Raw genomic sequence first — 24,807 nt, 5'->3', positions numbered from 1 at the left:
AATTGCCCGCCCTTTTTTGCCGATTCGAGAACCTTCCAACATGCCTTTGAGCCCTCCTTCTTCCCCCCGTACCCTGCAACACACCCGCACCGTCGTCTATCACGGCTATCAGCGCGAAGACGGTCTGTGGGACATCGAAGGTGAACTGCAGGACGTCAAACCCATGCCCACGCGCAACCTGCGCACGGGCGGCATGCGCCCTGCGGACACGCCCATACACCACATGTGGCTGCGCGTGACGGTGAATACCCAATTGGTCGTGCAGGCCATCGAAACCTCCATGGACAGCGTGCCGGTCGCCGAATGTCCGCAAGCCGCCGCGGCGCTGCAGAAGATGGTGGGCTGCAGCATGGGGCGCGGCTGGCGCCAGGCGATCCAGCACAACCTTGGTGGCGTGGCCAGTTGCACGCACCTGCGCGAGTTGTTGTTCAACCTCGCCACTGCGACCTTCCAGAGTTTTGGCGAGAGCTTTGCCACCACCCACCCCGACGAGCCACCGCGCTACCTCGACCAGTGCGTGGGCTGGGACCGCCGCGGCAGCACCGTGCGCGAGCACTTTCCGCGCTTTTACATCCAGCCCGAATCGACGGCGCCCAAAACCGCGCAAGAGCACGCCGGGGACGCTGCCGCAGCCGCTGCACAGCCGTGAGAGCCAAGGCAGGCAGCACAGCGGCAATGCGCGGACGGCGCAAGCTGCTCAGCGCTGCAAGTCTGCCGTGAGCTCGCGCAAGGCGGCTTCGTCGAGCGTTTCGCGCTTGAGCAGTTCGTGCGCGCAGCGCTCTAGCACAGGGCGGTTGCGCGTGAGGATCTCGGTGGCCGCATCGAACGCCTGCATCACGATGGCGCGGATCGCCTCGTCGATCTGCTGCAGGGTCGCCTGGCTGGCTTGCGGGCCGCTCGGGCCGTATTGCGGCACATCGAGGAACTGCGCGCGCGGCGGCTCCCAGGCGACGTAGCCCAGCGATTCGACCATGCCGTAGCGCGTGACCATGTCGCGCGCGATGTCGGTGGCCTTGGCAAGGTCATCAGAGGCGCCCGTGGAGAGCTGCCCGAACACCAGCTTTTCTGCCGCGCGCCCGCCCAACAGCACCGAAATTTTGTGCTCGAGCTCGGGCCGCGTCATCAAAAAGCGGTCTTCCGTGGGCCGCTGCATGGTGTAGCCCAAGGCGCCTATGCCGCGCGGGATGATGGATACCTTGTGGATCGCCTGGTCCTGCACCAGCGCCAGCGACACCAGCGCATGGCCCATTTCGTGCCAGGCGACGACCTCGCGCTCGTGCGGGTTGAGCACGCGGTTTTTCTTTTCGAGCCCGGCGACGATGCGCTCGATCGCGGCCGTGAAGTCGGCCAGCGTGACAAGTTCGGCGCCGCGCCGCGTCGCACACAACGCGGCCTCGTTGCACAGATTGGCCAGGTCGGCGCCCGAAAAGCCCGTGGTCAGCGCCGCCACCTGCTCCAGGTCGAGCGCCGGATCGAGCTTGATCTTGCGCACGTGCACCTTGAGGATTTGCACGCGCCCGTTCTTGTCGGGCCGGTCCACGAGCACCTGGCGATCGAAGCGGCCCGCGCGCAGCAGCGCCGGATCGAGAATCTCAGGCCGGTTGGTCGCGGCCAGCAGCACCAGGCCCGAGGAGCTGTCGAAGCCGTCGAGCTCCACGAGCAGTTGATTCAGCGTCTGCTCGCGCTCGTCATGCCCGCCCACGAGGCCCGCGGCGCCGCGCGCGCGCCCCAGCGCGTCGAGCTCGTCGATGAAGATGATGGCCGGCGCCTTGGCCCGTCCCTGCTCGAACAGGTCGCGCACGCGCGCCGCACCCACGCCCACGAACATCTCGACGAACTCCGAGCCCGAGATCGAGAAAAACGGCACGCCGGCTTCGCCCGCGACGGCCTTGGCGAGCAGCGTCTTGCCCGTGCCCGGCGGGCCCACGAGCAAAATGCCCTTGGGCAGGCGCGCGCCCAGCCGGCCGTAGCCCTTGGGGTCTTTGAGAAAGGCCACGACCTCCTGCAGCTCGGCCTTGGCCTCATCGACGCCGGCCACGTCGGCAAAATGCACGCCCGTGTCCTGCTCCACATACACCTTGGCGCGGCTCTTGCCTATGCTCATGAAGCCGCCCATGCCGCCCTGCTTCTCGGCGATGCGCCGGAACACGAAGTACCACAGCGCCAGAAACACCGCCGCGGGCGCGACCCAGCTGATGATGTCGCGCAGCAGCGTGCTCTCGACCACGCGCGTGTAGGGCACGTCGTACTTCGACAGGCGCTCTGCCAGGTCGGGCTCGACGCGCGTGGCCACGAGCACCGTCTTGCCGTTCGCTTCGGGCTGCTTGAGCCGGCCCGTGAGCGTGCGCTCGCCAATCACCACCTCGGCCACCTTGCCGTCGGCGAGCGCCTTTTCAAACTCGCTGTAGGGCACGGGCTCGATCTGGCGCGTCTGCCAGATCGACTGCAGCGCGAATATGGCCAGCAGGGCGATCAGCCAGTACGTCGCATTCCAGCGTTGTTTGGAATCCATGGTCCGCTCCTCTTTTTTGGTTTTTCGCCCCGCAAAACTGGGGGCCGGTCATCGTAACTGCAAGACAAGTCGGCCGTGATGGCGTGCTTCTCCTTCATGGAACAGTATCACGGGCATGCCTCAGCCCCCTACAGAAACATGTGGATATCGGGTTTTTTCATGCGCCCAAGCCACCCGCGTGCTGCTATGGTTCGCCGCCTGCCTTGACCGGCTTGCGCCAAACGCCTCACCTCCACCGCCCCTTGCAATACCACCCATGACAGCCCCCACCACGATCCAGCTCATCGGCGCCGTGCTGTTCGGCCTGGCCGTGCTGCACACGTTTTCGACCAAGCTCTTCGAGCACCTTGCACACACGCAGCCGCGGCATGCGGGCATCTGGCATTTGCTCGGTGAGGTCGAGGTGGTGTTCGGCTTCTGGGCCATGGTGTTGATGCTGTGCATGTATGCCCTGCTGGGCACGCACGAGGCCACGGCCTACCTGGAGTCGCGCAATTTCACCGAATCCATGTTCGTCTTCGCGATCATGGTGATCGCGGGCACGCGGCCGGTGCTGGAGTTGGCCGGGGCCAGCGTGCGCCTGGTGGCGCGTTTTTTGCCGCTGCCGGACGGCATGGCGATGTATTTCCTCGTGCTCGCCTTCGTGCCGCTGCTGGGCTCGTTCATCACCGAGCCCGCCGCCATGACCCTGGCCGCGCTGATGCTGCGCGACCTGCTGTTTTCGCGCCAGGTGTCGTCCAAGCTGAAATACGTCACGGTGGGCGTGCTGTTCGTGAATATTTCCATCGGCGGCACGCTCACGCCGTTTGCCGCGCCGCCCGTGCTCATGGTGGCCACGACCTGGAACTGGGACTTGTGGTTCATGCTGGGCCATTTTGGCTGGAAGGCGGCGCTGGCCGTGGTGTTCAACGCGGCCTCGGCGATGCTGCTGTTTCGCGCCGAAGTTGCCCACATGTCCGCCAAACCTGCGCGCAAGCAAGCCCATGTGCCGCTGTCCGTGGTGCTCGTGCATTTGCTGTTTCTGGCGCTGGTGGTGGTGTTTGCGCACCACCCGACGGTGTTCATGGGCTTGTTTTTGTTCTTTTTGGGCTTTACCGCAGCGTACCCGCAACACCAAAACCCGCTGATCCTGCGCGAGGCCCTGCTCGTGGCCTTTTTCCTGGCGGGGCTGGTGGTGCTGGGCGGCTTGCAGCAATGGTGGCTGCAGCCCGTGCTCACCAGCCTGGACGCGCACACGGTGTTCTTCGCGGCGGCGGCGCTCACGGCCATCACCGACAACGCCGCACTGACCTATCTGGGCACCCTGGTCGAGGGGCTGAGCCTGGACTTCAAAATCTCGCTGGTTGCCGGGGCCGTCACGGGCGGCGGCCTGACGCTGATTGCCAACGCCCCCAACCCCGCGGGCGCCGCCATCCTCAAGGAAAAATTTGCCGACAACGCCATCCACCCGCTGGGCCTGCTGATCGCCGCGCTGCCGCCCACGCTCGTGGCCGTGCTGGCGTTCCAGGTGCTGTGAAGCGCCGCCGCCTCATTGGCCGTGCGAAAACTGCAGCAGGGCGTTGAGCAGGTACAAACCGAGCAGCGCGATGCTGGCCCAGCTGCCCAGGTGCAGCACACGCGAGACGGGCCGGTAAGCCAGCGCCACCACCACGGCGCCGCTCATCACGCAGGCGCACAGCGCGGACAACACGTGGATGGGCGCCACGCGCAGATACAACACGCCGGGCCGAAAGGCGATGTCGTCTATGGCCAGGATCAAAATGTCGAACAGATTGCTGCCCAGCAGATTGCCCACGGCCAGGTCGATGGCGCCTATGCGCACGGCCCCCCAGGTGGTGGCAAGCTCCGGCACCGAGGTGGCCAGCGCCACGAACAAGGTGCCCACGAAAGAATCCGACCAGCCCATGATCCGCGCCAGTTCCACGCCGATCAAGGGCAGCCAGATGCCGCTGCCCACGATCACCATGGCCGCCAGCGCATAGCCGGTCAGCGCCACCTTGAGGGATATGAGGGATACGGCGGGGCGCTGCGCCTCGGCCGCGGGGCGATCGCGCTGCTCTGCGAGGTACAGGGTGCGCATGGCCAGGGCATACAGTGCCAGCAGCACCAGGCTGCCCCAGCTGACATGGCCCACGCTGGGCAGAAAGCCCAGGGTGCTGGCCAGCATTACCAGCGCCGCCATGGCCAGCAGGATGGCGCCAAACCCCGCCGACAAAATATGTCCGCCACTGGCCACGGCGTACACGGCGCCACGGCGATAGACCACATCCACCAGCGCCAGGATGGCCAGGTTGAACACACAGCTGCCCAGGACGTCGCCGACCGCCATGTTGGGCGATTGCGCCACCGTGACCGCACTCAGGCCCGTCACCAGCTCGGGCAGCGAGGTGACGGTGCCCACCAGAATCACGCCCACCCAGCTGCGCGACAGCCCCGTCCACGCCGCGATCGCATCGCCATAGCGGATCAGGCGCACGCCCGCAAAGCCGATCACGACGACGCAAAACGCAAATTGCAGCCACACTTCCAACCATGCAGGCATGACTTCTCCTCTTTCGGCCAGTGCCGGGGGAGTTTAGGACCCGCGCTCTTGCCCGACCGATTCGCTTGCCCATGCGCGCGGCAACGCGATCCGAATCCGCATCGAATTCGGACTTCATGCAGTGGTCAAGTGCGTCATCAGCTATTTGTTCAATAGTGCACCACGAACGCCGCCATGATGCTGCGCTGCACCTGTGTACACCTGCCGCCTTTGCACGCCAAGGCCGCATCGGCAGCGCCGCGCCCCGGCGGCGGGGGTCTAAGATACGCGGCTTCGTTTTTTCGACCTGCCCCATGACCCCAGCCATCGAATTCGCCCCCGGCCTCACCGTGCGCGGCATCCAGCCGCCGCTGCGTCTGGCGGACTACAGGCTCATCGCCTTCGACATGGACTCCACGCTGATCAACATCGAATGCGTGGACGAGATCGCCGACGCCGTGGGCCGCAAGGCCGAGGTCGCAGCGATCACCGAGGCGGCCATGCGCGGCGAGATTGCCGACTTCAAGGAGAGCCTGCGCCGGCGCGTGGCCCTGCTGCGCGGCGTGCGCGTGGCCGACATGGAGCGCATCTACGCCGAGCGCCTGCGCCTGAACCCCGGCGCGCAGGAGCTCATCGCCGTCGCCCGGGCCGCGGGGCTCAAAACCCTGCTGGTGTCGGGCGGCTTCACCTTTTTTGCCGAGCGCGTGGCTGCACGGCTGGGCATGGACTTCGTGCGCGCCAACGTGCTGGAGGTCGAGGACGGCCAGCTCACCGGGCGCATGGTCGATCAGCCCTGGGGCGACATCGTCGATGGCGCGATGAAGCGCGACACCTTGCTGGCCACCTGCGCGCAACTAGGAGCCTGTCGGGCTTTGGGCGTCGAAAGCGAGAATGCGCCCCAGCGAGGCCAGTTTTTGCCGGATTCGCCGCCCCATAGCGGCACTATGGGGCAAGAAGACGGTAAAAAATGGGCCGCTGCGGCGCATTCGCAGCCGACGACTCCAAAGTCCGACAGGCTCCTAGGCTGCACCGGCGCGCAGGCCATTGCCGTGGGCGACGGCGCCAACGACTTGCCCATGATGGCCGCCGCGGGCCTGGCCGTGGCCTACCATGCCAAACCCGTGGTGCGCGCGCAGGCCCATGTGGCCATAAACGAGGGCGGGCTGGACCGGCTGCTCGAAGTCGTGCGGCCTTGAAGAACTTCTCTTTCGATAGCTGCTAGCGCTTGTCCATCAAGCGCTAGCAGCCAATTTCATTCAAATTTCTGGGCAGAGCAAACCTCTGTCTTCCCACCTGCCACGCCAGGCGCGACCGCGAACGGTATCGGCAAGGCTTGCAAGCCCTGCCAGGTTTGCGGCTCGGCCACCAGGTCGGCCAGCGTCACGCCGTCGAGCACGGCCAGGTAGGCGGCCAGCGCCTGCTCTAGCACGCCTTGCAGGCGGCAGCGCCCACGCAGGCGGCACTGGTTGCGCTCTGCATCGAAGCATTCCACGAGCGCAAAGTCCGTCTCGGTGGCGCGCACCACGGCGCCGACCGCGATCGCCTGCGCCGGCTGCAGCAGCCGCACACCACCGCCGCGCCCGCGCGTGGTCTCGAGCAGCCCGCGCGCCGAGAGCTCCTGCACGATCTTCATGAGGTGGCTGCGCGAAATGCCATGCACCTCGGCGATCTCGGTGATGGTCACGGGCTGCGCGCGCTCGGCATGGATCGCGCAATACATGAGCACGCGCAGGCTGTAGTCGGTCCACTGGGTCAGGCGCATGGGAATTTGGACTGCGTCAAGCAAAAGATGAACATTGCATGAATTTTATGGCATAAAATATTCACGTCGAATGCATCTTTAGGAGTTGACCCATGCAAGCCACCCTCTCCAGCGCCACCACCGCAAGCGTCCCTACTTTGAGTGCCGATCTGCCGATCGGCCAGATCGCCGTGCAGTGGCCCGGCGCAACCGCAATTTTTCGCCGGCTCAAGCTCGATTTCTGCTGCGGCGGCCAGCAAAGCCTGCGCAGCGCCGCCGCGGGCAAAGGGTTGGACGCCGAGGCCGTGTTGGCAGAAATCGCCCCGCTGCAGCGCAGCAACGCGCTGCCCGAAGCGACCGCGCCCGGCGCGCTCATAGACCACATCCTCGCGCGCTACCACGAAGTGCACCGCGCGCAGCTGCCCGAGCTGATCCGCATGGCGCGCCGCGTGGAGGCCGTGCACCGGGCGCACCCGCAGGTGCCCGCTGGCCTGGCCGACCTGCTCGAAGCCATGGAGGCAGAATTGCTCTCGCACATGCAAAAAGAAGAGCAAATTCTGTTTCCCATGCTGCGCGCAGGCGGCGCCCCTTTCGTCGTCCAGCCCATCGGCGTGATGCGCAGCGAGCACGTGGAGCACGGCGCGGCGTTGCAAAAGCTCGCCGCCCTCACCGACGACGCCACGCCGCCCGCCGACGCCTGCAACACCTGGCGCGCGCTGTATGCGGGCATCGCCCAGCTCGGCGAAGACCTGGTGGCGCACATCCACCTCGAAAACAACGTGCTGTTCCCGCAGTTCGAAGCCGCCGCCGCGCCGGGCTGCGCCTGCCATTGAGATGCTTCCACCATGTCCGCGATCGCCACACCATCCACCCACCCCACCCAAGCCGCCAACATCCGCGCCCTGGTGCACGGTTTTTACGCCGAGGCGCGCCAAGACCCGCTGCTCGGGCCGGTTTTTGAAAGGATATTGAAAGACCGGTGGGACACGCACCTCGCGCGCATGGTGGATTTCTGGAGCACGGTGCTGCTCGGCAGCAAAAGCTTTCGCGGCGACGTGTTCAAAAAACACATGGCCCTGCCCGGCCTCACGCCTGCGCACTTTGCCGCCTGGACGCGGCTATGGCAGCAGCACACCGAGCGCTGCCTGCCCCCGGCCCTCGCCGAGCAGGCCCAGCGCGCAGCGCACGGCATCGCTTGCCAGATCTATACCGGCTACTTCAACGAGCGCCCGGCCTTCGCCCCGCCGCCGCACAGCCATGGTGGGGACGAGGCTGCACACTCAATCCCGTAACCGCCCCGCCTCCAGCCGCAGCACGCGCGCGCAGCGCGCCGCGAGGCTTTCGTCGTGCGTGACCATGACGAAGGCCGTGCCCTGTTCGCGCGCCAGGCGCAGCATCAGCTCGAACACGGTCTGCGCCGTGGTGCGGTCCAGGTTGCCCGTGGGCTCGTCGGCCAGCACGCAGGCCGGGCGCGTGACCAGGGCGCGCGCGATGGCCACGCGCTGGCGCTCGCCGCCCGACAGCTCTGCGGGCCGATGCCGCAGGCGCTCTTGCAAACCCACGGCGGCAAGCACCTGCGCCGCCTGCTGCTGGCTCGCTGCCACGGGCAGGCGCCGGATGCGCAGCGGCATGGCGACGTTTTCGTGCGCGCTGAATTCGGGCAGCAGGTGGTGGAACTGGTAGATGACGCCCCGGCAGCGGTTGCGCAACTGCCCCTGGCGCGCGGGCCCGAGCGCGGCCAGCTCGTGCCCGAGCAGCTCGACACGGCCGGCCGTGGGCGCATCCAGCCCGCCCAGCAGGTGCAGCAGCGTGCTCTTGCCCGAGCCCGAGGCGCCGACGATGGCCAGCGTCTCGCCCGCGCGCACCGCCAGATCGACGCCCTGCAGCACGCGCACGTCCAGCGGCCCTTCGGTAAAGCGCTTGGCCAGCCCCGTGGCCTGCAGCACGACCTGGCCGGGCACGGGCGGCGTAAACGAAAGAACGTCTGATTTACTCATAGCGCAGCGCCTCGGCCGGGTTCATGCGGCTGGCGCGCCAGCTCGGGTACAGCGTGGCGACGAAGGCCAGCACGAGGGAGATGAGCACGATGGGCACGATGTCGCCGCTTTGCGGGTCGCTCGGCATCTTGCTGATGAGGTAGATGTCCTGCGGCAAAAAGCGCGCGTGGAACAGACGCTCGAGCGCGGGCACGATGACGTCGATGTTCAGCGCCACGGCCAGCCCCAGCACCAGGCCGCTGAACGTGCCAATCACCCCCACCAGCGCCCCCTGCACCATGAAAACGCCCATGATGCTGCGCGGACTTGCGCCCAACGTGCGCAGGATGGCGATGTCGGCGCGCTTGTCGGTCACGGCCATGACCAGCGTGCTCACGAGGTTGAACGCCGCCACAGCCACGATCAGCGTGAGGATGATGAACATCATGCGCTTTTCCATCTGCACGGCGGCGAACCAGGTGCGGTTTTGCTGCGTCCAGTCGCGGATCAGCAAGCTGCCGCTGAGGGTTTGCGCAAGCTCCTGCGCGACTTCGGGCGCGCGATGCAAATCTTGTAGCTTGAGGCGCACGCCCGTCGGCCCTTCGAGCCGAAAAATGCGCTCGGCATCGTCGATATGCAGAAACACCAGCGCCGCATCGTATTCGTAATGCCCCGAAGAAAACGTGCCCGCCACCGTGAGCTGCTTGTAGCGCGGCACCACACCCGCGGGCGTCACTTGGCCCGCGGGCGCGACCAGCGTCACCATATCGCCCACGTCCACGCCCAGCGCGCGCGCAAGCTCGTGCCCCAGCAGCACGCGAAACTGCCCCGGCACGAGCTGCGTGAGCGCACTGTCGCGCAGCGTCTGCGCCAGGTCCGTCACCTGCGGCTCCAGCGCCGGGTCTATGCCGCGCACCATCACGCCTTTCATGTCCTCACCGCGCGCCAGCAGTGCCTGAGACGCCACGAAAGGCGCAGCACCCAAGACTTCGCGGTTGCGCCGCGCCTCGGCCATGGTGCGCGCTGGATCGGGCATGGCGCTGCCGCCCGGGGCAAAAATCTCGATGTGCGGCACCACGCTGAGCATGCGGTCGCGCACGTCGCGCTGAAAGCCGTTCATCACGCTGAGCACGATGATGAGCGCCGCCACGCCGAGCGCAATGCCCAGCATGGAGACGCCTGAAATGAAAGAAATGAAGCCGTTGCGCCGCGTCGCGCGCCCCGCGCGCGTGTAGCGCCAGCCCAGGGCCAACTCGTAGGGAATGTTCATGGTCAGAGCGGATTGTGGCATCCCGTCCCGCACAATATCGCCCCATGCCTGCCGCCTCGCACCTGCTCATTCCTTACGCACTCAGCCCGGCTCCAGGTTGCACGCAGGTTCTGCCAACGCTGGACCTGCCCATGCTGCGAGCACTGCTGCAGCGCCTCGCGCCCGGCCCAAGCATCACCGCCGCGCCCCAGAGCCTTTCGATGCCGCACGAGCGCGCCTTGGCGCAGGCGCTCGGGCTGCCCAGCGCAGACGGGCGCATTCCGTGGGCGGCCTGGCGGCGTGTGGAGCAAGGGCACGCACCCGACGCGCAAGCCTGGGCCTTCGTGAGCCCGTGCCTGTGGCATATAGGCGCAGACCATGTGACGCTCAGCGACCACGCCGCGCTGGGGCTCGACGAAGCCGCCTCGCGCGCGCTGCTGGACATCCTCGCGCCGTGGTTTGCCGAGGACGGCATCACGCTGCACTACGAACAGCCCACGCGCTGGCTCGCGCAAGGCGCGCTGTTTGCCGACCTCGCCACGGCAACATTCGAGCGCGTCATCGGGCGCGACGTGCGCCACTGGCTGCCGCCGCTGGCGAGCGCCGACGCCGCGCGCCGCCTGCAGCGCCTGCACAGCGAAGTGCAGATGCTGCTCTACACCCACCCTTTCAACGCCGCGCGCGAGGCGCAGGGCCTGCCTGCCGTCAACGCCTTCTGGGTGCACGGCGCGGGCGCACTGCCGGCAGACTGGCAAACGCCACGCGCAGACCCTGCCACCACGCCATCCGCCACCGTGACCGTGGCCGAAGACCTGCGCGCGCCCGCGCTGCGCGAAGACTGGCCTGCCTGGACCGCCGCCTGGCAGCGGCTCGACGCCGGCCCGCTGGCCGCATTGCACGCGCAACTGCAGCGCGGCGCGGCCGTGCAGCTGACGCTGTGTGGTGAAAACGGCGCCCTGCACTTCGGCCCGGCACAGCGCCATTGGCTGCAGCGCCTTCAGAGCATTTTTCGGCCTTTGCGCTTATCTGATCTGCATAATGCGCTATGAAAATCATTAACAGAGAAATCCCCCCACGGGCCGTCTGGGCGCTCGAGCAGGCGGGCGTGCATCCGCTGCTCGCGCGCCTGTACGCGGCGCGCGGCGTGCGCAGCAAGGACGAGCTCGACGACGGCCTGGCGCGCCTGCTGCCGCCCGAGGGCCTGCGCGGCATCGCGCAGGCGGCCACGCTGCTGGCCGACGCCATCGCGCAAGACCGGCGCCTGTGCATCGTGGCTGACTACGACTGCGACGGCGCCACCGCCTGCGCCGTGGGCGTGCGCGGCCTGCGCCTTTTGGGCGCGCGGCACGTCGATTACCTCGTGCCCGACCGCGTGAGCGACGGCTACGGCCTCACGCCGCCGATCGCCGAGCGCGTACAGGCGCGCGGCGCCGACGTGCTCATCACCGTGGACAACGGTATCGCGAGCGTCGAAGGCGTGGCGCGCGCCAAGGCGCTGGGCCTTGCCGTGCTCGTCACCGACCACCACCTGCCCGGTCCCACACTGCCGAGCGCGGACGCCATCGTCAACCCCAACCAGCCCGGCTGCAGCTTCGAGAGCAAGGCGCTCGCGGGCGTGGGCGTGATGTTTTACGTGCTGCTCGCGCTGCGCAGCGAGCTGCGCGCGCGCGGGCGCTTCGACGCCACAAACCAGCCGCGGCTCGACGCGCTGCTGCCGCTGGTCGCGCTGGGCACCGTGGCCGACGTGGTGCGGCTAGACGCCAACAACCGGCGCCTCGTGGCGCAGGGCCTCAAGCGCGTGCGCGCGGGCCACATGCCCGTGGGCATGGCGGCGCTGTTTCGCGCCGCGGGGCGGCAGGCGCAGGCGGCCAATACCTTCGACTTCGGCTTTGCGCTCGGGCCACGCATCAACGCCGCGGGGCGCCTGGCCGACATGACGCTGGGCATCGAATGCCTGCTGACCGACGACCCGGCGCGCGCCGAGGAACTCGCGCAGACGCTGGACGCCATCAACCGCGAGCGCCGCGAAATCGAAGGCGACATGCGCACGCAAGCCTTTGCGCTCGCAGAAAACCTGTTCGACGCCGCCGAAGCGCCGCCGCCCGCCGTGAGCGTGTTCGACCCGGACTTTCACGAAGGCGTGGTGGGCATCGTCGCCTCGCGCCTCAAAGACAAGCTGCACCGCCCGACCTTCGTGTTCGCCGCCAGCGCCGCGCCGGGCAAGGCGCACGAGCTCAAGGGCTCGGGCCGCTCCATCCCCGGCTTTCACCTGCGCGACGCGCTGGACCTCGTGGCCAAGCGCCATCCGGGCGTGCTGCTCAAGTTCGGCGGGCACGCCATGGCCGCGGGCTGCACCATCGCCGAAGAGCATTTCGAGCGCTTCGAGCAGGCACTCGCGCAGGTGGCGCAGGAGTGGCTGGAGCCCGCCACGCTCACGCGCCAGCTTGAAACCGACGGCCCGCTCGCGCCCGAATACCGCCGCGCCGAACTCGCCGACGCGCTGCAGCGCGAAGTCTGGGGCCAGGGCTTCGCCGCGCCCGTGTTCAGCGAAGAACTCGAAGTGCTGGGCCAGCGCTTGGTCAAGGACAAGCACCTGTCGCTCAAACTCAAACACCAGGGCGAACCCGTCGATGCCATCTGGTTCGGCCGCACCGAGCCGCTGCCCGCGCGCGCGCTGCTGGCCTACCGGCTCGACGTGAACGAATGGCGCGGCGAGCGGCGCGTGCAGTTCGTCATCGAAGGGGCGCCGGACTGAGCGGCTGCGCTATCCACATAAAAAAACGGGAGCGCGCAGATGGGGCGGAAACAAGCCGGCTCAGAAACTTTCCCACTCGCCCTCGTCCGCTCCCGCAGGAGCAGCCGCAGCCAAGCGCGGCGCAGGTGCCGGCGCGCTGGCGGGCTGCGGCTTTGGCTTGACGGCGCTCTTGGCTGCGGAGCCTTGCGAAGTAGATGACGCTTTCTTTTGAGTACCAAAACTGGCTCTAGAGCCCGAAATACCTACGCTTGAAGCTACTGAGATAGAAGCATTTTGGGCTATTTCGGGCCGCGCCGCCTGGGCAGATGCGGCCCACTGACCTGCAGCGCTCGAACTGCTTGCAGCGCCCACATTGAACACGGCCACCGCCTGCGCCAGGTGCTGTGCCTGCTCGCGCAGCGCACCTGCCGCAGCGGCGGATTCTTCAACCAGCGCGGCGTTTTGCTGCGTCATCTGGTCGAGCTGCATCACCGCCTGGTTGACCTGCGCGATGCCGTCGCGCTGCTCGGTGGCCGAAGCCGTGATCTCGCCGATCAAGTCATTCACGCGCTGCACGCCAGCGACGATTTCAGACATCGCTTGCCCGGCCTGCGCCACCTGCTGCGAGCCGGATTCGACGTTTTCGACCGAATTGCCTATCAATGCCTTGATCTCCTTCGCGGCCTCGGCCGAGCGTCCGGCCAGACTGCGCACCTCGCTCGCCACCACGGCAAAACCGCGGCCCTGCTCGCCCGCGCGTGCGGCTTCGACCGCAGCGTTGAGCGCGAGGATGTTGGTCTGAAACGCGATGCCGTCGATCACGCCGATGATGTCGGCAATCTTGCGCGAGCTGTCGGTGATCTGTTGCATGCTCTGCACCACCTGCCCCACCACCGCGCCGCCGCGCTGCGCCGCCTGCGCGGCCTGGCTTGCGAGCTGGTTGGCCTGGCGCGCCGTGTCCGCCGACTGCGAGACCGTGGCCGTGAGCTGCTCCATGCTCGCCGCCGTTTCTTCAAGGCTGGAGGCCGTCTGCTCGGTGCGCGCGGACAAGTCCTGGTTGCCATGCGCGATTTCGTTCGCCGCGAGTGCCACCGAATCCACCCCCGTGCGCACCTCGGTCACCACGCCGCGCAGATGCTCGACCATGCGCGAGAAGGCCCGCAGCAGGTCGCCGAATTCATCCTTGCGGTGGGTCTGCAGCGTCAAGCTCAAGTCACCTTTGCCGATCGCCTGTGCCGCCTCGACTGCACGGTGCAAAGGCTGCGTGATCGAGCGCACCAGCAGCGCGCACAAAACGCCACCGAGCGCCAGAACCAAGGCTGTGACGCCTAAGCTCGTGAGCATGGTGTTGCGGCGCGCCTGCTCGGATTGCTTTACAGCCGCGTCGCGCTGCGCCTGCTGCACCTTGAGAAAGTCGTCCATGGCCTTGAGCAAGACCTGCGCTGCAGGCATGAATTGCTGCTGCACGAAGGCGGCCGTGGCTTCCCTGTCACCACCCGCCTTGAGCTCGCGCACCTTCTTGAGCAAAGCCAGCGCGTCGGTCCGCGCTTTCGAAGCGTTTTCGTAAGCCTGTTTCTCCGCATCCGAAGCCAGCACCTCACCCACTTTTTTCTGCAGCTGCGTCACGCGCGCCGAGTCGGCAAGGCTTCTTTGCAAAAGGGTTTTTTCGGCTTCGGGGTCATAGACACTCAGCGCGGCCAAGGAGCGTTCCATCACCACCTCGGTCAGGCCCAGCCAGCGCGTGGTCGTCGTGATGGCGGCTTCGTAACGCTCCACGTCCTGCAAAGCCTTGTCGGCAACCGCATTGGCCCTGCTCTGGGCAAAAAAAGTGGCCGCCAGCATGATCGCCAGCAGCCCCATGACCGAGCCCCACAGCTTGTGGGCCACGCGCAAGTCACCGAACTTCATCGTTGTTCCTTTCTATGAACCACACAGCACTGCAGCAACCTTTTTGCACTCGTGTTGCAACACCTTGGCGACCTCGCGATTCTAAAGAACTCCATTTGCAAGTTTTTACAACTTCCCAGCCATCGAATCGAGTACGGCTGCGCCCCGTGCTGTGCCGCCTGATAAGCAGCACAGCCCACACACCGCCGCTCAATAGCGCGCAAACGGATCGACCTTGGACGCCAGCGTCTGCGCCCCGGGCTCGGGCATGGTAGCTGGGCGGCGTTGTGGGTCGGGGGCCTCGTAAACAGGGGCTACAGGCAGCGGCGGCATGCTGCGGCCGTAGATGCGGCGCACCCGCTCCGCGAGCGGCGGGTGCGAATCGAGCCAATGCGCGAGCAGGTGCCTGGAGGGCAGCTCCACCAGCAGCATGTGCTGCACCACGGGATGCGCGAGCCCTATGGGGGCCACGCGCTCGTGTGACACCGATGCGGCCTGCCCGACCTGCCCAGCCTCCCATTGGGCCAGCACCTTGCGCAGCACGCCGCCCAGCCCGTTCTTGCTGCGCGTCCATTGCACCGCGCGCGCATCGGCAAGGTATTCGCGCTGGCGCGAGACGGCGGCCTTGAACACCCGGCCTGCGAGCCAGCCTGCGAAACCGACGACCATCACCAGTGAGCCGAAAAACGTCCCCAGGGCTCCGTAGCCGCGCAAGTGGTCGCCAAAGCCATGCACCAGCTCCAGCCCCTGCACCATGCCCGCGAGCTGCATCTTGAGGTAGGTGTCGCCCTCGTACAAGTGGCTCAGCTCGTGCGCAACCATGCCCTGCAATTCCTCGCGCGTCAGATAGTCGAGCGCGCCCTGGGTCACGGCGACCACGGCGTCGGCGGGCTCCCAGCCCGCGGCAAAGGCATTGATCGCGTCGGCGCGGGGCAGCACCATGGCCTGGGGCCTGGGCATGTGCGCGGCGATGGCCAGTTCGTCGATGATGTTGCACAGGCGCTGTTCGGCGTGCGACACCGCAGGCCGCGCCTCGCGCGCGCCTATGCGCTCGGCCAGCCTGACGCCACCGGCGCGCAGATTGGAAATCTCGAGCAGCCAGCCCCCGAGCACCAGCAGCAGCGTCACCCCCACGTTGACCTGCGCAAAGCCCAGCGGAAAGGGCAAGCGCAGGTGCAGCAGCCAGCCCACGCCCAGCCAGGCCAGCACCAGCGCGCCATGCACGGCCGCGGCCAGCGCAAGCACGGCGAGGGCAAATGCCAGCAGCAGCCGGCGCGTGCGCCTGCGCGCATCGTCCTGGTGTTGCCAGAAATTCATCGCAACGCCGCCGCAGGTGCGCCCGATTCAATGCACATTCTGCGCAAACGCTGCAGGCTCAGAACTGCACCTTGGGCGCCGCGCGCTCTTCCTCGCTGCGTGTGGACTGGAGCATGGGCGCCACCGGAAAGTTCAGCAGCCTGGCGACGATGAGGGCTGGGAACCTGGTGGCCTGGTCGTTGAATTCGAGCACCTGGTCGTTGTAGGCCTGGCGCGCGAAGCCCAGGCGGTTTTCGGTGCTCGTGAGCTCTTCGCTGAGCGACTGCATGGTCGCGTCGGCCTTGAGCTCGGGGTAGTCTTCGGCCACCAGCATGAGGCGCCCCAGGCTGCTGCCCAAGGCGTTTTCGGCCGCGGCCAGCGCGCCCATGGCGGCAGCGCTCGCAGGCGTGGCGTGCACTGCAGCCGCCGCACTTTGCGCCCGCCCCCGCGCCTGGATCACGGCCTCAAGCGTGGCGGCCTCGTGGGCCAGGTAGCGGCGCGCGACCTCGACCAGATTGGGTACCAAATCATGCCGCCGCTTGAGCTGCACGTCGATCTGGGCAAACGCATTGGCGATGCGGTTGCGCGACTGCACCAACCGGTTGTAGATGGCAACCGCCCAAACCCCAAGCACCACCACGATGCTCACGGCAATCATTGCACCTTTTGACATGGCCCCTCCTCATGCATCCCTTGGACTCCAGGGCCCATCATAGGGCAGGCAAAAGTCACATCATGCAGCGGCGCCCGGCGCACGCCGCCGGAACATGATCGAACCCTCCATAGTCAGCACTACTTCATTGTGCTGGTTGAACATTTCCCACTTGGCGCGGGCTAGGCCGACGTCCGGGCGCGATCCCATGGGACGCGCCTCGATGATGTGCAGGCGCAGCGAGAGCGTGTCGCCAGGGAACACCGGCTTGAGCCAGCGCAGATTGTCCAGCCCCGGCGAGCCCAGGCCCGCGGCCTGGCCCAGGAATTGATCGACCGTGAGCCGCATCGCCAGGCTGCAGGTGTGCCAGCCGCTCGCGCAGAGCTTGCCGAACACCGATTGCGCCGCCGCCGCATCGTCGAGGTGAAAGGGCTGCGGGTCGTACTGCCGGGCAAACGCGATGATTTCCGCGCGCGTGGGCACCACGCTGCCAAGCTCCAGCGTGGTGCCCACGGGCAGGTCTTCCCAGTAATACTTGATGCTTCTGGGCGCAGCGGCGGAATCGTTTGTGGGCTGGTTCATGGGCTTGTCTCCTGAAAAAAGCTGAAAAGAGGCACCGAGCTTGCCATAGCGCGGCTGCAGCGCACAAGCACATGCGCGACGCATCACCCGCCCTTGTTGCGCATCCAATCGGCCGTGTTCATGAAGCTCTCGTGCAGGCGCGCGCGCAGCGCCTCGGGCACGCCGGTTTCGCGCATGGCCTGGTCCATGCAGGCTACCCATTGGTCACGCTCCTTGATGCCGATGGCAAAAGGCAGGTGGCGCGCGCGCAGGCGCGGGTGGCCGAAGCGCTCGGTGTAATACGCCGGCCCGCCAAGCCAGCCGCACAAAAACCAGAACAGTTTTTGCCGCGCGCCGTCCAGGTCGCTGCCGTGCACGGCGCGCAGCTCGGCATAGGCTGGCTCCAGGTCCATGAGGTCGTAAAAGCGCTCGACCAGCGCGCGCACCTTGTCCTCACCGCCCAGCCATTCGAAGGCCGTCGTGACGTTTTCGGGAATTGTGTTTTCCATAAAAAAGGCCTCTACCGCCGCTGCAGTCTGCACAGTAAGCTATCAAAAATGGGGGCAGTTTGCGCGCCAGACACCGGCTATGACCTACACTTGCCGCGCATGCCGTCAGCCCCACTACCACCATCGAACACAACCACCGACCCGCGCGTCTGCCCCTGCTGCGGCCGCCATAACCAGTGTGCGCAGGCCGCACGAACGGACGCCCAAGACTGCTGGTGCATGACGGCAAGCATCGCGCCCGAGGCGCTGGCAGCGGTTCCCGCCGAACAGCGCGGGCAAGTCTGTCTGTGCCCCGCGTGTGCGGCAGGCCGTTTTTCTTGACGGCGTCCCGACTTTCCAATCAAAGAGTTGCATACAAAATGCAGCGTTCAACTGCCGAGCTTAGGATCATAGCCCGCACTTTCCTGGCTTCGGTGCCATCGCCTTGCGCCACGCCCTTTCTTCGGTTTTGGTTTTTTCCACCCCGCCGCCCATGTGCCAGCTGCTCGGCATGAATGCCAATACGCCCACCGACTTGAACTTCAGCTTCACCGGCTTCACCCAGCGTGGCGGGCGCACCGACCAGCATGCGGACGGCTGGGGCATCGCTTTTTTCGAGAACAAGGGCCTGCGCCACTTCGTGGACCCGCAGCGCGCCGTCGATTCGCCGCTGGCCGACTTGCTGCGGCGCTACCCCATTCATAGCTGCAACGTCATTGCCCACATCCGCAAGGCCACGCAGGGCCACGTCGCGCTGGAAAACTGCCACCCCTTCGTGCGCGAGCTCTGGGGGCGCTACTGGGTGTTCGCGCACAACGGCGACCTTAAGGACTTTCGCCCGCGCCTGCACGCGCACTTCCATCCCGTGGGCAGCACCGACAGCGAGCATGTGTTCTGCTGGATCATGCAAGAGCTCGCCAAATCACACGCCGGCGTGCCCAGCATCGCCGAGCTCACGCTCACCCTGCGCGAGCTGGCGGCGCACGTGGCGCCGCACGGCACTTTCAATTTTTTGCTCTCGAACGGCCAGGCGCTGTGGGCGCACGCCTCCACGCAGCTGCACTACCTCGAGCGCCGCCACCCCTTCACCGAGGCGCACCTGAGCGACGAAGACCTGAGCGTGGACTTTTCCGCGCACACCCAGCCCAACGACCGCGTGGCCCTCGTGGTCACGGCCCCGCTCACCACCGACGAGGCCTGGACGTCCATGGCGCCCGGTGAATTGCGTGTTTTCGTCGATGGTGCGAGCGCATGACAGCCCGTTTCGGCAGGGAACATGCCCCCGCACTGCCGCCGCTTCGTTGACAAATTCCGCCCCGCATCCCATATATGGCGCTGCAAGGCGATTTCAGCCGCGCGAAGCGCCCCGTGCCAAGATGGCACACATGGACGCGCCCAGCCCGTTCCCCGCAGGCTGCCTTGCAGCCCCCCTTTCTCAGGAGCTTATGCATGGAGTTCAAAGACTATTACAAGATCCTTGGCGTCGAACCGACGGCCACGGCCGATGAAGTCAAAAAGGCCTATCGCAAGCTTGCGCGCAAGTACCACCCCGACGTAAGCAAGGAACCCGACGCCGCGCAGCGCATGAGCGAGGTGAACGAGGCCAATACCGTGCTCTCCGACCCAGAAAAGCGCGCCGCCTACGACGCCTTGCGCCAGCAGGCCGCCCAAGGGCCGGGGCACGACTTCCGCCCGCCGCCGAACTGGGATGCGGGCTACGAGTTCTCCGACTTCGGCGGGGGCGACGGCTACGGGGGCGACTTCAGCGACTTCTTCGAGCAGCTCTTTGGCCGCGCGGCACGCCAGGGGCGCACGGGCCACGGCGCACACGGCGCGCGCCATGGTTTCGGCAGCGCCGCGCAGCGCGGCAGCGACCACCACGCCAAGATCGAGCTCGACCTGCTCGACGCCTACCAGGGCGCCGAGCGCATGCTCACGCTGCATGGCGGCCGGCTCGACGCCCAGGGTCACCTGGTGCAGGAAGAACGCACGCTGCAGGTCAAAATCCCCAAGGGCGTGCGCGAAGGCCAGCTCATCCGCGTACCGGGCCAGGGTGCGCCTGGCGCAGGCGGCGGACCGGCGGGCGACCTGTTCCTCGAAGTGCACTTCAAGCCCGACCCGCGCTGGCGCGCCGAAGGCCGCGACGTCTACCAGCCAGTGCCCGTGGCGCCATGGGAGGCCGAACTCGGCGCGAGCATCGAAGTCGCCACACCCTCGGGCACGGTCGAAGTCAAGGTGCCCGCGGGCTCCAAGCCAGGGCGCAAGCTGCGGCTCAAAGGGCGCGGCATCCCAGGCAACCCGCCGGGCGACTTGTACCTGGAGCTGAACGTCGCGCTGCCGCCCGCACGCACCGAGTCCGAGCGCGCCGCCTACACGGCCTTCGCCCAAGCCTTTCCCCGCTTCAACCCCCGGCAAGGAGCCTGAACATGAACACGACTTCCCGCCTGTCCAGCCACGCCACCGTGTTGCAAGCCCTGTCGGCAGAACTGCTCGATGATGGCGTCTGGCTGAGCCTCGAAGAGCTCGCACGCAGCTGCCGCATGGGCCCCGACTGGGTTCTGGAGCGCCTCCAAGCCGGCCTGCTGCCCGCGCACGAGCAGCAAGGCCAGTGGCACTTCGCCGGCGCCGCGCTGGTGCGCGCACGCCGCCTTGCACAGCTCGAGCGCGCCTTCGACGCCGACCCGCAGCTGGCCGCGCTCACCGTGGACCTGATCGAAGAAGTCGCCGACCTGCGCCAGCGCCTGCAGCGGATGCAGGCGCAGATGCAAGCGCTGCTCGAGACGGTGGACGCGGGCTGAGCGGCGCCGACGCGGCTTCATCGAGCACTCGGAAAACAGCACTCAAGATGAGTCGCCGCCAAGGCGGGCCATCACCTTCCCTTGCCCGAGCGGCTCGCGTTGTGTGCCGATTGCTGGCCGCGCTATCCTCAAGCCGTGAACTATGCGCAACTGCTTTTCCCCGATTTTTCGCTGATTCTGTTTGGCTACCTGCTGTGCCGCTTCACGGCGCTCGACCGCTCCATCTGGCAGCCCGTGGAGAGCCTGGTGTATTACCTGCTGTTTCCGGTGCTGCTGTTTCACTCCATCCTCAAAAGCCCGATCGACCTGCACACCACCTCGAATTTGCTCGCGGCGGGCGTGCTTTCGGGGCTCGCGGGCATCGCGCTGGCCTGCAGCCTGCCGCACTGGCCCTGGCTGGGGCGCCATATCGCCGCGCGCGACCATGCGGCGAGTGCGCAGGTGGCGTTTCGCTTCAACTCCTTCATCGGGCTGGCCCTGGCCGAGCGCCTGGCCGGGGCGCAAGGGGTGCTGCTGATTGCCGTGCTGATCGGCGTGTGCGTGCCAATCTTCAACGTCGCGGCCGTCTGGCCCATGGCGCGGCACGGCGAGCGCGGCTTCGTGCGCGAGCTGCTGCGCAACCCGCTGATCGTCGCCACCGTCACGGGGCTCACGGCCAATCTGCTGGGGTTGCGCATTCCCACTTGGCTGGAGCCCGCCGTAGGCCGCGTCGGTGCGGCCTCGCTCGCGCTTGGGCTGATGTCGGCAGGCGCGGGCATGCAGCTGGGCTTGCTGCACCGCGGCAAGCTGCTCGCCGTCGGTGTGCTGGGCATACGCCACCTGCTGCAACCGCTGATAGCGAGCGTGCTCGCGCGCCTGTGGGGGCTGGACGCGCTGCAAACCACGATATTGCTCGCCTTCACGGCCCTGCCCACGGCCTCCACGTGTTACGTGCTGGCCGCGCGCATGGGCTACAACGGCGCCTATGTGGCTGGGCTGGTGACTTTGTCCACCCTGCTCGGCATGCTGAGCCTGCCGTTTGCCCTTGGCGTGCTGCGCGGGGCCTGAGAAAGTGTGAGCGAATCCGGCGCGCACGCCTCAATCGCCCTGCGCGAGCGCCCAGACCACGTGTTCGCGCACCAGCGGGCTGGTGTGCCCAGCGCGCGCTTGCAGCGCAGCGCGCAGCACGGCCCGCTCCTCCTCTGTCAATAGGGCATGGCCACTGCGCAGCGCATTGCCCAGCGCCACCGCGATGTTGCGCAGCCAGCGCTCATGGCCTATGCGGCGGATCGGCGCGCCCTCGGTGTGGCGCAAGAACGTGGCTTCGTCCCAGGCAAAGAGCTGTACCAGCGGCTGGCCCGTGAGTTCGGCGCGCGCGTCGAAGTCGGGCAGGCTGCTGCGCTGGGCAAACTTGTTCCAGGGGCACACGAGCTGGCAATCGTCGCAACCGTAGATGCGGTTGCCCAGCAACGGGCGCAGCTCGGGCGGGATCGCGCCCGGGTGTTCGATGGTCAGGTAGGAAATGCAGCGCCGCGCATCGAGCCGGTAGGGCGCGACGATTGCCCCCGTGGGGCAGGCGCTCAGGCAGGCGCTACAAGTTCCGCAGTGCTCGTGGACGGGCTGCGTGGGCGGCAGGGCCAGATCGGTATAAATCTCGCCGAGGAAAAACATCGAGCCCACGGCGCGGTCGATGACGAGCGTGTGCTTGCCGCGCCAGCCCAGGCCGCTGCGCTCGGCAAGCGCAGCCTCGAGCACCGGCGCCGAATCGGTGAACACGCGGTGCCCGAACGGCCCGATGGCCGCGGCTATGCGGTCGCAGAGCTTTTGCAGGCGCGCGCGCAGCACCTTGTGGTAGTCGCGCCCCCGCGCATAGAGCGAGACCACGCCCTCCTGCGGGCGTGCCAGCCGCGCCCATTCGACGGCGCGCCAGTCCTGCTCGCCCTCATTGCCGCCCTCACCCTGCGCAGGCAGCCCGCCCGCGTCCATGCGCGGCAGATAATCCATGCGCGCGGTGATCACGCTCACCGTGCCCGGCACCAGTTCGGCCGGGCGGGCGCGCTTCAGGCCGTGCGCCGCCATATAGTCCATCGCGCCGTGAAACCCTTGCGCGAGCCACTGCACTAACCCGGACTCGCACGCGGACAAATCGACGCCAGCCACGCCGATTTGGGAAAATCCCAGCTCGCGGCCCCACGCCTGGATTCGAGGAACGAGTTGACTGTCACACCCCATACCGACCGGATTGTAGAAAGCGAAGAAAGCAGCGCGGCGCCGAGCGGCGCCCTCGCCTGCCTCTGGCGCACCGAGGACGACACCGCCGCCTTCGCGCAACAGCTCGCGGCGCAGCTGCAGGCGCTGCCGCCCGGCTCCAGCGTGTTCATCACGCTGCACGGTGAGCTCGGCGCGGGCAAGACCACGCTGGTGCGCCACCTGCTGCGCGCGCTGGGCGTGCGCGGGCGCATCAAGAGCCCGACTTACGCCGTGGTCGAGCCTTATGAATTGCCGGGCTTGGCGGTGTGGCACTTCGACTTTTACCGCTTCAGCGACCCGCGCGAGTGGGAAGATGCGGGCTTTCGTGATGTCTTCGCGGCCCCCGGGCTCAAACTCGCCGAATGGCCAGAAAAGGCTGCAGCGCTCATCCCAGCAGCTGATATAGCTATCAATATAGAAGCAATCGATGACACCAGCAGGCGCGCCACGCTGCAGGCCGCGAGCGCCACGGGCCAGCGGCTGCTACAAGCCCTGCGTACATCGCCATGACGCCTTCGCAAGCTCCATCCCCCTTCACGCCCCCCCGATTGCCACGGCGCACGCTGCTGCAGGCCGGTAGCCTGGTGCTGCTGCTGGGCGTGCAACAGATCGCACGCGGCGCCACCATCGTGGCCGTGCGCGTGTGGCCTGCACCCGAGTATTCGCGCGTCACCATCGAATCCGATGCGCCGCTCGTGACCCGGCAGACCTTCGTCACCGCGCCACCGCGCCTCGCGGTGGACATCGAGGGCATAGAGCTGAACCCGGCGCTGCGCGAGCTCGTGGCCAAGGTCAAGGCCGACGACCCCAACATCGCGGGCATCCGCGTGGGCCAGTACGCACCCAACGTGGTGCGCCTGGTCATAGACCTCAAGCAAGAAGCCCAGCCGCAGGTGTTCACGCTCACGCCGGTGGCCGCGTACCAGCACCGCTTGGTGCTCGACCTGTACCCGGCGCGCGCCGTCGATCCGCTCGCAGCGCTGATCGCCGAGCGCCTGCGCGATGCACCGGCGGCAGACCAGCGACAAGGACAGGCGCCGACCTCCATCGCCGCGGCCAAACCTGCCACGGCCGCCACTGCCTCCGCTACCACACCTGCGGCTTCGCCCTCTGCACCGCTGCAGCCCGCCACCCCCGCCAGCGCAGCACGCCCCGCCGCTGCCACGACGGCGCACGCCGCCTCGGACCCGCTCGGCGAGCTCATCAGCCAGCGCACGGCCCGCCCCGCAGCAGCGACCACACCCGCCGCGCCGCCCGTCACCGTGGCAGCGGCCCCCGCGCCCGCCACGGCCCCGCCCGCTGCGCCCACGGCCACACCGGCGCCCACGCCCGCCCCCGCGCGCAGCAGCACGGGCGCGACGGCGCGCCAGACCGACCGCATCATCATCGTGGCGCTAGACCCGGGCCACGGCGGCGAAGACCCGGGCGCCACCGGCCCCGCGGGCACGCACGAGAAAGACGTGGTGCTGCGCATCGCCTTCTTGCTGCGTGATCGCATCAACGCCACGAGCGTGAATGGCAACCCGATGCGCGCCTTTCTCACGCGCGACGCGGACTTTTTCGTGCCGCTGGGCACGCGCGTGGAAAAAGCGCGGCGCGTGCAGGCCGACCTGTTCATGAGCATCCACGCCGACGCCTTCACGACGCCAGCCGCGCGCGGCGCGAGCGTATTTGCCCTGAGCCAGAGCGGCGCCTCGAGCACCGCCGCGCGCTGGCTCGCCAACAAAGAGAACCAGGCCGACCTGGTCGGCGGCCTGAACGTGCGTGCGCAAGACCAGCATGTGCAGCGCGCCCTGCTCGACATGAGCACCACGGCGCAGATCAACGACAGCCTCAAGCTCGGCAGCGCGCTGCTGGGCGAAATCGGCAACGTGGGCCAGCTGCACAAGCCGCGCGTGGAGCAAGCCGGCTTTGCCGTGCTCAAGGCGCCCGACATTCCCAGCGTGCTCGTCGAAACCGCCTTCATCAGCAACCCCGACGAAGAGGCGCGCCTGCGCAGCCGCGACTACCAGGAGCGCCTGGCCGACGCCCTGATGCGCGGCATCCAGCGCTACTTCGCCAAAAATCCGCCGCTCGCGCGCAGCCGCTCGGTGTGAGGTGGGCAGTAGAGCGCTCGCCAGGGCCGCTGCCACACCGCCAATCCCCCCCCCCCCGCCAGCCATG

General features: G+C 67.4%; 25 protein-coding genes. 14 read left to right on the top strand and 11 right to left on the bottom strand.

All coding sequences use genetic code 11. The annotated features are described in order from the left end of the window. Positions 1-40 precede the first annotated feature (40 nt). The gene (locus FK527_RS10315) at positions 41-649 is read left to right on the top strand and encodes a DUF2889 domain-containing protein (protein ID WP_144733181.1); all 609 of its coding nucleotides are present in this window, start codon (positions 41-43) and stop codon (positions 647-649) included. A 48-nt stretch (positions 650-697) separates the two neighbouring features. Here the strand turns inward: FK527_RS10315 and ftsH are convergent, their stop codons facing one another. Then, entirely contained in the window at positions 698-2,512 is a 1,815-nt protein-coding gene (gene ftsH, locus FK527_RS10310; RefSeq protein ID WP_144733178.1) for an ATP-dependent zinc metalloprotease FtsH, read from the bottom strand. 256 nt (positions 2,513-2,768) lie between these two features. Here ftsH and FK527_RS10305 point away from each other — a divergent pair, with 256 nt between their 5' ends. Next, positions 2,769-4,028 carry a putative Na+/H+ antiporter gene (locus FK527_RS10305; RefSeq protein ID WP_144733175.1) on the top strand — a complete coding sequence of 420 codons (1,260 nt, stop codon included), beginning with the start codon at positions 2,769-2,771 and terminating at the stop codon, positions 4,026-4,028. Between the two features lie 12 nt (positions 4,029-4,040). Here the strand turns inward: FK527_RS10305 and FK527_RS10300 are convergent, their stop codons facing one another. After that, positions 4,041-5,054 carry a sodium:calcium antiporter gene (locus FK527_RS10300; RefSeq protein WP_144733173.1) on the bottom strand — a complete coding sequence of 338 codons (1,014 nt, stop codon included), beginning with the start codon at positions 5,052-5,054 and terminating at the stop codon, positions 4,041-4,043. A gap of 293 nt (positions 5,055-5,347) precedes the next feature. Between FK527_RS10300 and serB the strand changes: the two genes are divergently transcribed. After that, positions 5,348-6,229, top strand: a complete 882-nt coding sequence (gene serB, locus FK527_RS17555) for a phosphoserine phosphatase SerB (RefSeq protein WP_246072741.1) — start codon at positions 5,348-5,350, stop codon at positions 6,227-6,229. Positions 6,230-6,285: 56 nt separating this feature from the next. Here serB and FK527_RS10285 read toward each other — a convergent pair whose 3' ends face one another. Next, positions 6,286-6,795: an RrF2 family transcriptional regulator gene (locus FK527_RS10285; RefSeq protein ID WP_144733170.1), complete on the bottom strand. Its 510-nt coding sequence runs from the start codon at positions 6,793-6,795 to the stop codon at positions 6,286-6,288. Between the two features lie 92 nt (positions 6,796-6,887). On the opposite strand from FK527_RS10285, the gene ytfE reads away from it, so the two are divergent. Continuing rightward, a complete protein-coding gene (gene ytfE / locus FK527_RS10280; RefSeq protein WP_144733167.1) occupies positions 6,888-7,607 on the top strand; it encodes an iron-sulfur cluster repair protein YtfE in 720 nt (239 codons plus the stop codon). 12 nt (positions 7,608-7,619) lie between these two features. Continuing rightward, a complete protein-coding gene (locus tag FK527_RS10275; protein ID WP_144733164.1) occupies positions 7,620-8,066 on the top strand; it encodes a group III truncated hemoglobin in 447 nt (148 codons plus the stop codon). Here FK527_RS10275 and FK527_RS10270 read toward each other — a convergent pair. Together FK527_RS10270 and FK527_RS10265 are read right to left on the bottom strand one after the other, a co-directional pair. After that, the gene (locus FK527_RS10270) at positions 8,055-8,771 is read right to left on the bottom strand and encodes an ABC transporter ATP-binding protein (protein WP_144733161.1); all 717 of its coding nucleotides are present in this window, start codon (positions 8,769-8,771) and stop codon (positions 8,055-8,057) included. The two genes, FK527_RS10275 and FK527_RS10270, sit on opposite strands and share 12 nt — an antisense overlap. Next, positions 8,764-10,020: a lipoprotein-releasing ABC transporter permease subunit gene (locus FK527_RS10265; RefSeq protein ID WP_144733158.1), complete on the bottom strand. Its 1,257-nt coding sequence runs from the start codon at positions 10,018-10,020 to the stop codon at positions 8,764-8,766. Before FK527_RS10265 ends, FK527_RS10270 begins: the two co-directional genes overlap by 8 nt. A 44-nt stretch (positions 10,021-10,064) precedes the next feature. Between FK527_RS10265 and FK527_RS10260 the strand changes: the two genes are divergently transcribed. Next, positions 10,065-11,048: a phosphoglycerate mutase gene (locus FK527_RS10260; RefSeq protein ID WP_144733155.1), complete on the top strand. Its 984-nt coding sequence runs from the start codon at positions 10,065-10,067 to the stop codon at positions 11,046-11,048. Further along, on the top strand, positions 11,045-12,754 hold the full coding sequence (gene recJ, locus FK527_RS10255; RefSeq protein ID WP_144733152.1) for a single-stranded-DNA-specific exonuclease RecJ: 1,710 nt from the start codon (positions 11,045-11,047) through the stop codon (positions 12,752-12,754). Before FK527_RS10260 ends, recJ begins: the two co-directional genes overlap by 4 nt. Before the next feature lie 60 nt (positions 12,755-12,814). On the opposite strand, the gene FK527_RS10250 is transcribed toward recJ, so the two are convergent. The 5 genes from FK527_RS10250 to FK527_RS10230 form a co-directional block, all read right to left on the bottom strand. Then, the gene (locus tag FK527_RS10250) at positions 12,815-14,641 is read right to left on the bottom strand and encodes a methyl-accepting chemotaxis protein (RefSeq protein WP_144733149.1); all 1,827 of its coding nucleotides are present in this window, start codon (positions 14,639-14,641) and stop codon (positions 12,815-12,817) included. 189 nt (positions 14,642-14,830) lie between these two features. Further along, positions 14,831-15,937, bottom strand: a complete 1,107-nt coding sequence (locus tag FK527_RS10245) for a M48 family metalloprotease (protein WP_144733146.1) — start codon at positions 15,935-15,937, stop codon at positions 14,831-14,833. A gap of 58 nt (positions 15,938-15,995) precedes the next feature. Beyond that, positions 15,996-16,589, bottom strand: coding sequence for a LemA family protein (locus FK527_RS10240; RefSeq protein ID WP_144733143.1), 594 nt, complete (start codon positions 16,587-16,589; stop codon positions 15,996-15,998). A 60-nt stretch (positions 16,590-16,649) separates the two neighbouring features. After that, complete coding sequence (locus FK527_RS10235) at positions 16,650-17,150, bottom strand: MaoC family dehydratase (RefSeq protein ID WP_144733140.1); 501 nt, start codon at positions 17,148-17,150, stop codon at positions 16,650-16,652. An 83-nt stretch (positions 17,151-17,233) separates the two neighbouring features. Further along, a complete protein-coding gene (locus tag FK527_RS10230) occupies positions 17,234-17,638 on the bottom strand; it encodes a group II truncated hemoglobin (RefSeq protein WP_144733137.1) in 405 nt (134 codons plus the stop codon). Positions 17,639-17,686: 48 nt separating this feature from the next. On the opposite strand from FK527_RS10230, the gene FK527_RS10225 reads away from it, so the two are divergent. From FK527_RS10225 to FK527_RS10205, 5 genes are all read left to right on the top strand, one after another. Further along, on the top strand, positions 17,687-17,959 hold the full coding sequence (locus FK527_RS10225) for a cysteine-rich CWC family protein (RefSeq protein ID WP_342778968.1): 273 nt from the start codon (positions 17,687-17,689) through the stop codon (positions 17,957-17,959). A gap of 151 nt (positions 17,960-18,110) precedes the next feature. After that, positions 18,111-18,872 carry a class II glutamine amidotransferase gene (locus FK527_RS10220; protein ID WP_144733130.1) on the top strand — a complete coding sequence of 254 codons (762 nt, stop codon included), beginning with the start codon at positions 18,111-18,113 and terminating at the stop codon, positions 18,870-18,872. A gap of 194 nt (positions 18,873-19,066) precedes the next feature. Further along, positions 19,067-20,041 carry a DnaJ C-terminal domain-containing protein gene (locus tag FK527_RS10215; protein WP_144733127.1) on the top strand — a complete coding sequence of 325 codons (975 nt, stop codon included), beginning with the start codon at positions 19,067-19,069 and terminating at the stop codon, positions 20,039-20,041. A gap of 2 nt (positions 20,042-20,043) precedes the next feature. Further along, positions 20,044-20,415, top strand: coding sequence for a chaperone modulator CbpM (locus FK527_RS10210; RefSeq protein ID WP_144733125.1), 372 nt, complete (start codon positions 20,044-20,046; stop codon positions 20,413-20,415). A gap of 135 nt (positions 20,416-20,550) precedes the next feature. Further along, positions 20,551-21,462, top strand: a complete 912-nt coding sequence (locus FK527_RS10205; RefSeq protein ID WP_144733122.1) for an AEC family transporter — start codon at positions 20,551-20,553, stop codon at positions 21,460-21,462. A gap of 30 nt (positions 21,463-21,492) precedes the next feature. Here FK527_RS10205 and queG read toward each other — a convergent pair whose 3' ends face one another. Further along, positions 21,493-22,626: a tRNA epoxyqueuosine(34) reductase QueG gene (gene queG, locus FK527_RS10200; protein WP_186298428.1), complete on the bottom strand. Its 1,134-nt coding sequence runs from the start codon at positions 22,624-22,626 to the stop codon at positions 21,493-21,495. Between queG and tsaE the strand changes: the two genes are divergently transcribed. Both tsaE and FK527_RS10190 read left to right on the top strand, forming a co-directional pair. Continuing rightward, positions 22,609-23,154 (top strand): tRNA (adenosine(37)-N6)-threonylcarbamoyltransferase complex ATPase subunit type 1 TsaE, encoded by a 546-nt coding sequence (tsaE, locus tag FK527_RS10195; RefSeq protein ID WP_144733117.1) that lies wholly within the window; start codon positions 22,609-22,611, stop codon positions 23,152-23,154. The two genes, queG and tsaE, sit on opposite strands and share 18 nt — an antisense overlap. Then, positions 23,151-24,740, top strand: coding sequence for an N-acetylmuramoyl-L-alanine amidase (locus FK527_RS10190; RefSeq protein WP_144733114.1), 1,590 nt, complete (start codon positions 23,151-23,153; stop codon positions 24,738-24,740). The genes tsaE and FK527_RS10190 overlap by 4 nt, the downstream gene beginning before the upstream one ends. The last annotated feature ends 67 nt before the right edge of the window (positions 24,741-24,807 follow it).

This window comes from Extensimonas perlucida, assembly GCF_007655255.1.
In the GTDB taxonomy this organism is placed as follows: Bacteria; Pseudomonadota; Gammaproteobacteria; order Burkholderiales; family Burkholderiaceae_C; genus Extensimonas; species Extensimonas perlucida.
Note: the sequence above shows the minus strand (reverse complement) of the source record. Positions and strands in the feature narration are given on the sequence as shown.

Coding starts and splice junctions, on each gene's coding strand:
- FK527_RS10225 (WP_342778968.1), top strand. CDS start 17,687: ATGGGGGCAGTTTGCGCGCCAGACACCGGCTATGACCTACACTTGCCG.
- FK527_RS10240 (WP_144733143.1), bottom strand. CDS start 16,589: ATGTCAAAAGGTGCAATGATTGCCGTGAGCATCGTGGTGGTGCTTGGG.
- FK527_RS10210 (WP_144733125.1), top strand. CDS start 20,044: ATGAACACGACTTCCCGCCTGTCCAGCCACGCCACCGTGTTGCAAGCC.
- FK527_RS10275 (WP_144733164.1), top strand. CDS start 7,620: ATGTCCGCGATCGCCACACCATCCACCCACCCCACCCAAGCCGCCAAC.
- FK527_RS10315 (WP_144733181.1), top strand. CDS start 41: ATGCCTTTGAGCCCTCCTTCTTCCCCCCGTACCCTGCAACACACCCGC.
- FK527_RS10250 (WP_144733149.1), bottom strand. CDS start 14,641: ATGAAGTTCGGTGACTTGCGCGTGGCCCACAAGCTGTGGGGCTCGGTC.
- FK527_RS10190 (WP_144733114.1), top strand. CDS start 23,151: ATGACGCCTTCGCAAGCTCCATCCCCCTTCACGCCCCCCCGATTGCCA.
- FK527_RS10230 (WP_144733137.1), bottom strand. CDS start 17,638: ATGGAAAACACAATTCCCGAAAACGTCACGACGGCCTTCGAATGGCTG.
- FK527_RS10215 (WP_144733127.1), top strand. CDS start 19,067: ATGGAGTTCAAAGACTATTACAAGATCCTTGGCGTCGAACCGACGGCC.
- FK527_RS10305 (WP_144733175.1), top strand. CDS start 2,769: ATGACAGCCCCCACCACGATCCAGCTCATCGGCGCCGTGCTGTTCGGC.
- FK527_RS10220 (WP_144733130.1), top strand. CDS start 18,111: ATGTGCCAGCTGCTCGGCATGAATGCCAATACGCCCACCGACTTGAAC.
- ftsH (WP_144733178.1), bottom strand. CDS start 2,512: ATGGATTCCAAACAACGCTGGAATGCGACGTACTGGCTGATCGCCCTG.
- FK527_RS10265 (WP_144733158.1), bottom strand. CDS start 10,020: ATGAACATTCCCTACGAGTTGGCCCTGGGCTGGCGCTACACGCGCGCG.
- queG (WP_186298428.1), bottom strand. CDS start 22,626: ATGGGGTGTGACAGTCAACTCGTTCCTCGAATCCAGGCGTGGGGCCGC.
- ytfE (WP_144733167.1), top strand. CDS start 6,888: ATGCAAGCCACCCTCTCCAGCGCCACCACCGCAAGCGTCCCTACTTTG.
- serB (WP_246072741.1), top strand. CDS start 5,348: ATGACCCCAGCCATCGAATTCGCCCCCGGCCTCACCGTGCGCGGCATC.
- FK527_RS10270 (WP_144733161.1), bottom strand. CDS start 8,771: ATGAGTAAATCAGACGTTCTTTCGTTTACGCCGCCCGTGCCCGGCCAG.
- FK527_RS10245 (WP_144733146.1), bottom strand. CDS start 15,937: ATGAATTTCTGGCAACACCAGGACGATGCGCGCAGGCGCACGCGCCGG.
- FK527_RS10285 (WP_144733170.1), bottom strand. CDS start 6,795: ATGCGCCTGACCCAGTGGACCGACTACAGCCTGCGCGTGCTCATGTAT.
- FK527_RS10300 (WP_144733173.1), bottom strand. CDS start 5,054: ATGCCTGCATGGTTGGAAGTGTGGCTGCAATTTGCGTTTTGCGTCGTC.
- recJ (WP_144733152.1), top strand. CDS start 11,045: ATGAAAATCATTAACAGAGAAATCCCCCCACGGGCCGTCTGGGCGCTC.
- FK527_RS10235 (WP_144733140.1), bottom strand. CDS start 17,150: ATGAACCAGCCCACAAACGATTCCGCCGCTGCGCCCAGAAGCATCAAG.
- FK527_RS10260 (WP_144733155.1), top strand. CDS start 10,065: ATGCCTGCCGCCTCGCACCTGCTCATTCCTTACGCACTCAGCCCGGCT.